Genomic DNA, 7052 nt, shown 5'->3' on the forward strand with positions numbered 1-7052 from the left:
TCCGCAAGGAAAAGTAGAAACACTCCCCGATTTAAAACAAATCCCGCGAGAACGAAAAAGGCGGAATAGATGTGCAGTTGCGTAGTGGCTTGCTTGTTCATTTGGCACTTCCAATGACATTTTTGGCCTAGCGGGCGGAATCAACCGAAGAAGAAGCGAGTTGGCACCGGGCGTCCAGATGCGTCATGCTGAAAATAGATGAAGCGCATGGTTGACAAAACCATAGAGCCCGTCACAAATTGACTACTCCCAATGCTAGTCGTGGAGTGCAGTGCCGAGGAAGTCGGTGTCGAAGGGCACGGCTTCGGCAAAGGCATAGTCGCCGTCGCTGGCGATGAGCAGGTAGTTTTCCTCGCCGCCAAACTTCGCATCGCCACATGGGACCACCCAGGCGTGGACGAATACCTCGAGTGCCGTGGCAGCGCAGTCGCGCAGGAACGTCACATCGCTCCCCTCGTTTGCGCTCACGATATTGGCCACGTAGATACCCCCGGGGTTCAGGCCGCCCCGCACCAGGCGCAGCGCTTCAACGGTCGCCAGCTCGCGCACGGGCTCGGCACCGCCAAAGCAATCGCTCACGACCACGTCGTAGCGACGATGGCCCACGCTCGTCACACCCAGATACGAGCGAGCCTCAGCGGTTATCACCCGCAGGCGATCGCCCGCCGCGCGCTCCAGCTCGTCTAGGTAAAACCAGCGGCGCGCCAGACGCGTAATCTCTCCGTCATACTCGATGACGTCCATGCGCAAGCCCTCGTGCGACATCAGGGCGAATTTAGGATAGGCAAACCCGCCGCCGCCGAGCATAAGCATGCGGTCGATACCGTGACCATAAGCGTCGCGCATCGCATCCTCGGCCTCAAACACGTCGTCAAACGCGCGATAGTACGCAAAGACGGGCTCCGCCCAGCGGTCGCCAACGTAGCTCGCACTTTGGTAGACGCCGCCTTGCACCAATACGCGGACTTCGTCGCCGCCCTCGTCGTGCACGCGTTTCACACGCGCCAACCCATTGCGGGTTCGCGCAACCTGCAGACAGGCAGCACGAACAGCGACAGCGGCCGCACCAAGCGCCGCGGCTCCCAGAGCAACGCCGGCAACGACGCCGGCAGAAACACTCGGCTTGTTCATCTAGAGCTCCTTTTGCAGATAAAGACCATGGTCATAAAATCCAAGATGGCGATAGTACTCGCGCGTACCGATCGCGCTGATCACGTTGATGCGCGCATAGCCGGCATCCCGGGCAATCTCGCACGCACGCTCTACGAGCAAACGCCCCAACCCGTGATGCTGCGCCGCCTGGCCCTGGTCGCCCACGCGTGCCGCCATGCCATACACGTGCACCTCGCGAATCATCGCCTCGTCCGGCGACGTCGGCAACTCGTCCGCATGCGCGGCAACAAACGAATGGTCGGGCAGCGACAACCGCAAAAAGCCCGCGATCTTGCCCTGCGGCGTCACCCACTGCAAAAAGCGCTCGTAAGTCACCGGCGTCTCGTACGCCACTTCCTCATCAAGAGATAGCTCATCCAAGTCGGCACCCGCCGTACTGATCTCGCGATAGCGAATCTCGCGCACCGTCGCACCGTCACCCCGAGCAGCCAGGCGGTTCTCAACGAGCTGACGCAGGTTGGGTTTCTTGTTGCCCACCATAATGTCGTCGGAACTAAAGTCGCGGATCATGCGGCTGATACGGCAGAACGCCGGCGTCACCACGATGTCGTCGGCCAGTACATCGAGCAGCTCCTCCTCGGTATAAGGACGCCACTCGCCACGCTCGTAGCAGCCCACCAGACGCGAGCCCTCGATGAGCGCACACGGATAGACCTTGACCTCATCGGGCATAAAGGCCCCTTCGGTCATAAAGCGCTCGTAGTCGCGCTTGTCCCCCTCCGGCGTGGCGCCCAGCAGGTTAAGCATAAAATGCGCATGGATCTTAAAGCCGAACAGGCGTGCAAGCGAAAACGCGCGCTCAATCTGAGCCACCAAAATTCGACGCTCGTTGATATCGAGCAGGTGCTGGTCGAGGCTCTGGATACCCATCTGAATCTTGGTGCAGCCCAGGCGACGGATGAGCGTGAGGGCTTGCGGCGTTACGGCATCGGGACGCGTCTCGATAACGAGCCCCACCACGCGATGCTTCGCCGTCTCGTTAATGCGCTGCTGACGTTCAAGCTCCTCCATCGTTGCCGTCTGCCACTCGGCGACCTGGCCCCACGGCGTGCCGGGGCCGTACAGACGACGCACCGCGCGGTTATAGCCACCCACGGCAGCATCCACACGACCTTGCTCGTCGACAACGCCGTCAGCGAGCTCAGCCTCGTCTGTCGCAATGCCGGCTGCCCGATAGCGCTCGCGGCGCTCTGCTACCACCGGCGGCAGGGCATCGGCGGGAGCGTCATCGAGCAGGCGCCCTGCCTCGGCACGGCTGATGCCCGGGCGCGCCAACATGGGATTTGCCGCCACGCCCGCCACCGCATCATCATTGAGCGCACGGAAGAGCTCAGACATAAACCATGTCTGATAGCCTTCCGGATAGTCGCTCCAGGTACCGCCAAGCACAATGAGCTCAATCTTGTCGGTCGCATGCCCCATCTGCGAAAGCGCCGTCAAACGGGCACTCACCTGCAGATACGGGTCAAAGCAATTTTGCTCCGCACGGGCGCACGCCGGCTCGGCATGCAGATAGCTTTTAGGCATGCGCAGATCGTTGGGGCAAAACAGGCAATCGCCCGAGCACGGCCAGGGCTTGGTGATAACGGTAATGGTCGCCACGCCCGAAGCCGTGCGACGAGGCTTCATGCGCAGGACCTGCAGCAGTTGACGTTCCAGATCGGAATCGACATTCCACGCAGCCCACCGAGCCGGCTCCTCGCGTTTAACCCGCTGGCAGAATGGCAGCAGGCGGCGCTTGGCCAGGTCACGTTTGTCGGCGCCCTCACGGCGCGCCTCGGCATGTATCAGTTTGACGAGCGCCTTGTCGTCCACGGTCTCGCCGCGACGCAGGGCCTCGAGTATGTTCAAGATAATCTGTTCCATGTCCCCATTGTAAAGGTAAAGGCGCCGGAGCCGATCTCGGCTTCGGCGCCTTCATCAAACAGCGCGTCTATATCTTCGCCCAGGCTTTCGTCTGCCTCACTACTCCGAATCAAACGACATGTCGCCCGAACCGACCTCAAAACGATACGTAGCAGACTTATCGCCGTTATCGAATTCAAGATTCAAAATGGTCTCGCCGTCGTAGTCAAGCGGAAGGAAATCGCTCTCGAAGTCACCGCTACCCAAGGTGAGGCTCGCCTTAAAGCCCGTCGAGTTCGGAACCATCATCTCCACATCGCCCGAGCCCACACTCACGTCCATCGACTTCGCGGGGGCCTGGTAGAGCTCGAACGTCACATCGCCCGAACCGACCTCAGCACTGAGCGCATCAGTCACGCTGCCCGTAAACTCTACATCTCCCGCACCCAGGAAAAGGTCGAAACCATCACAGATGACACCGACAATCTGCAGATCACCCGAGCCCACGTGCGCGTTGACTCCCTTCAGATGTTCGGCAACACGGCGCGGCAGCTCGACCGTAACTGAGCGATCGATTGCCTTACCGTCATCACTTCCAAACTGGGAAACCTTGAGCGTCGAGTCCTCGACGGATGCGATGTTCTGCGTCGCGGCCTTGGAGGCATCCATACCATTGGCAACGCGTCCCCGCTCGATAACGCGAGCCTTGTTACCATCAATAACCTTGACGTCCACCGTAGCCGCATCGATATCGAAATCGAGGTAGCGAAACTCATCGGCATCAAAGGTCGTACACGAAAGCTGCTGAGGCCGAGCGGAATAGTTACCGCCATCGTTCATAAAATCGTCGTCATCAACCACGTCGTCCATACCGGACAAGCCGGGTATAACATCGTCGAGATCCCACGGGCCATCAAAATGAATCAAAGTCCGCGAAACGCCAAAAACAAGCCCGATAATCAGTACAAACGCTCCGATGCCGACGCCCAGGCGCAGCTTGGATTCATGCGAAAGCTTCATCATTCGTCACCTTCTTTGGCACATGGCTCAGCGGTGGCCGCGGTAGCCACGTCAGCATCAGGTTCCGCAGAAGTATCCTTCCCCTGGGCCCTGACCGCCACCGGTGCCGGACCAACCTGAATATCCCCGCGCGCCCAATCGCCATCGAGTGCACGCGCCACCCAGTGATAGATGGGAATCGTGAAGAAGATCAGCGCAGCAAAGGGGCCGGCACCAAACAGGAACATCAGTAAAAAGAACAGCAGCCAGCACACGGCCCAATACGGGAATGACTGGAACGGACCCTTCACCGGAGTCGGACCAGCCGCACCGGTACCCGTCACCTGAGCCGTCGCCGCATTGGCAGCCTGCGCACTCCAGCTTGCCGCCTGCGCCGCCTTGGCTGCCGCGTCACTTGCCTGCGTTGCCGCCTCGGTCGCACGCGCCGCTGCCTCATGGGTGCGGGCACGTTCCGCCGCCTCGGCCTCGCGCTGACGAGCGCGGTCCTCGTTCTCAAACTCGATATCGTCCTCGATCTCGTCGCTCGGATTGAGCAGCTCGTCCAGGCTCACACCATAGAGTTTGGCGAGCGAGATCAGGTTCTCGGTATCGGGCGAGCTCTCCGCGCGCTCCCATTTACTGACCGCCTGGCGCGACAGTCCCAGCTTTCGTGCCAGCCCTTCTTGACTAAAGCCTTTGCTGCGGCGAAGGTCGGCGAGCCGCTGCGCAGTTTCTACATTCATGGTTCCTCCTATGTGATGCCAGCCGTACCGCCGGACCGCTTTTGTTCTTAAGGCGCCTTGCACAGTTAAAAATCTATCCGCCACCGCCAAAAGCATGCCACCTATTCTAGTGAGATTTTTGACAACCGGCGGTTGCGGGCGCATATGAGCTGCGGAAATGTGTCCAAACAAAGCAATGACCCGTAGCTTGGTTGTCCCCGTTGCGGCGTTAACGGTAGTATGGTCGTACTGTTTATTCCGCACCGCCAACGGAGGGAGTTCTGCGCCGTGAACCGCGATTTCGCCTCATCGCTCATCCAGCTCAACAACACGTTCTATCGCGAGCACTCCGCTTCCTTTTCCGATACGCGCCAGGCCCCGTGGCCCGGCTGGGTACGCACCATGGATATCGCGCTCGAACAGCTCGACGTCGCCACGATCGAGCATCCCGTCCGCGTCTTCGATCTTGCCTGCGGCAATATGCGATTCGAGAACTTTGCCGCCGGCGGCGCACTTGCCGCCAAGGGCGTCGATGGCGCAAACCCCTCGGCAGATGCCAGCTGCCCGTTTGAGTTCTATGGTGTCGACTCGTGCCAAGACCTGGCCATCGATGCACATGGCCACGCGCTGCGCATTCCCAACCTGCACTTCCAGGAACTCGACGTGCTCGACGCCCTTATGAAGCTCAACCCCGCCGAGACGCCCGACGTGCTTTTCGACGCCCCGCTCGCCGACATCTCGGTCTGCTTTGGCTTTATGCACCATGTGCCGTCGTGCGAGTACCGTGTACGCGTGCTCGACGCTCTGGTGCGCCAGACGCGCCCGGGCGGCATCATCGCCATCAGCTTTTGGGAGTTTATGAACGACGAGCGCATGGCGCGCAAGGCTGTTCGCGCCGAAGCCCGCGCCGAGCTCACCCCGCCGTTTGAGGGTTACGATTCCGCCCAGTTTGAAGCCGGCGACCACCTCATTGGCTGGCAAAACGACCGCCACGCCTACCGCTATTGCCATCACTTTGACGATCAGCAGATCACCGACCTGGTGCGCGGCGTCCGTACGTTCTACAAGAGCGGCGAGGTCCCCGTGCGTGAGCTTGAGCGCTTCCATGCCGACGGTCGTAGCGGCGAGCTCAACCGCTATGTGATTCTCAAGCGCCTGTAGGCATCGACGACTCGCCGCCGAGCCGCACCGCATCTTCCGGGCAAACTATGCCCGCCCTTTTTCAATCCATTGACGGAACGTGCAGCTATGCGTTCCATACTTATGACCAAGGAGCCTCATGGGAGCCGTCCACGTTCGCACGCCTAAGAACTTTGTGCTCGAGGAGCGCCTGGAACGCTACGCCGATGCGATTGAGACAAACCCCGAGGCTTATGCCGGAGATTGGCGCAAGGCCTGTGCGCCCGCAGGCAGCAAGCCCTTCGAGCACCTTCACCTGGATCTTGGCTGTGGCAAGGGAACGTACCTTGTAGAGCGCGCGGCCCACGAGCCAAACACCCTCTTTATCGGTATGGACCAGGAGCCCATCTGCATTGCCTATGCCGCGCAGAAAATCTGCGAACAGGGGCTATCCAACGCACTCGTCCTGCCCCGAGGCGCCGCATCGCTGCCACAGCTGTTTGCCGCAGGCGAGCTCGATGCCATCACCATTAACTTTCCCACGCCGCAGCCCAAGGCCAAGTACGCTAAAAAACGACTCGTCCATGTCGACCATCTGATGCTCTACCGCCCGCTCTTTTCAGCCGGCGCTACCGTCACACTGCGCACCGATAGCAAGCCGTTGCGCGATTACGCCCTGGGACAGTTTGCCGCGGCCGGCTACGATACGCTTTGGGTAAGCGACGACGTCCGCCGCGACCATCCCGAGCATCCCGAGACCGAGTACGAGCGCCGCACGCGCGAGATGGGTGCCGCCGTCTATGGCATTTGCGCCACACCTGGAGCGCAGCCCAGCGATGAACAGCTCGCGACGGGCCGCGCGCAGGAGCAAAGCCTTGCCTGCTACCTGCCCGACAACCTCGATGAGCTCACCTATGTACCTCTGGGCATGGAAGAGGCCGTCGAGAACTTTAGAAACCGTGCCCGCAAAGGCAAGAAACGCCTGCCGCAAGAGTCCAGGGGCTTCTGATGGTCGCGACGTCGGCAAACAAGCGCGAATAGGCGCCAACGAACGACCCTCGAGCCTAAGTGAGTAGACTTTTTCGCAATGGCCACGCACAACCCGCATAACGAAAACTAAAACCGACGCTCCTATAAGTTGTCAAGAGGCAGTTTGCGGGAGCGTTCTCTCCAATTCGCACAGGAGCTCGTAAT

Annotated in this window: 6 protein-coding genes; 2 read left to right on the forward strand and 4 right to left on the reverse strand. The window is 60.4% G+C overall.

Annotated features, from left to right (window positions below):
- Positions 1-255 precede the first annotated feature (255 nt).
- From AB5405_RS09330 to AB5405_RS09345, 4 genes are all read right to left on the reverse strand, one after another.
- Positions 256-1131: a spermidine synthase gene (locus AB5405_RS09330; protein ID WP_368138285.1), complete on the reverse strand. Its 876-nt coding sequence runs from the start codon at positions 1129-1131 to the stop codon at positions 256-258.
- Positions 1132-3039 (reverse strand): elongator complex protein 3, encoded by a 1908-nt coding sequence (locus AB5405_RS09335; RefSeq protein WP_368138287.1) that lies wholly within the window; start codon positions 3037-3039, stop codon positions 1132-1134.
- A gap of 99 nt (positions 3040-3138) precedes the next feature.
- Complete coding sequence (locus AB5405_RS09340) at positions 3139-4038, reverse strand: DUF4097 family beta strand repeat-containing protein (protein ID WP_368138288.1); 900 nt, start codon at positions 4036-4038, stop codon at positions 3139-3141.
- Positions 4038-4760: a helix-turn-helix domain-containing protein gene (locus tag AB5405_RS09345; protein WP_195919581.1), complete on the reverse strand. Its 723-nt coding sequence runs from the start codon at positions 4758-4760 to the stop codon at positions 4038-4040. The genes AB5405_RS09340 and AB5405_RS09345 overlap by 1 nt, the downstream gene beginning before the upstream one ends.
- A gap of 267 nt (positions 4761-5027) precedes the next feature.
- On the opposite strand from AB5405_RS09345, the gene AB5405_RS09350 reads away from it, so the two are divergent.
- Positions 5028-5900 (forward strand): class I SAM-dependent methyltransferase, encoded by an 873-nt coding sequence (locus AB5405_RS09350; RefSeq protein ID WP_022094355.1) that lies wholly within the window; start codon positions 5028-5030, stop codon positions 5898-5900.
- A 118-nt stretch (positions 5901-6018) separates the two neighbouring features.
- Entirely contained in the window at positions 6019-6867 is an 849-nt protein-coding gene (gene trmB, locus AB5405_RS09355) for a tRNA (guanine(46)-N(7))-methyltransferase TrmB (protein WP_368138289.1), read from the forward strand.
- The last annotated feature ends 185 nt before the right edge of the window (positions 6868-7052 follow it).

The sequence above is a fragment of the Collinsella aerofaciens genome (assembly GCF_040920445.1).
GTDB lineage: Bacteria > Actinomycetota > Coriobacteriia > Coriobacteriales > Coriobacteriaceae > Collinsella > Collinsella aerofaciens_BH.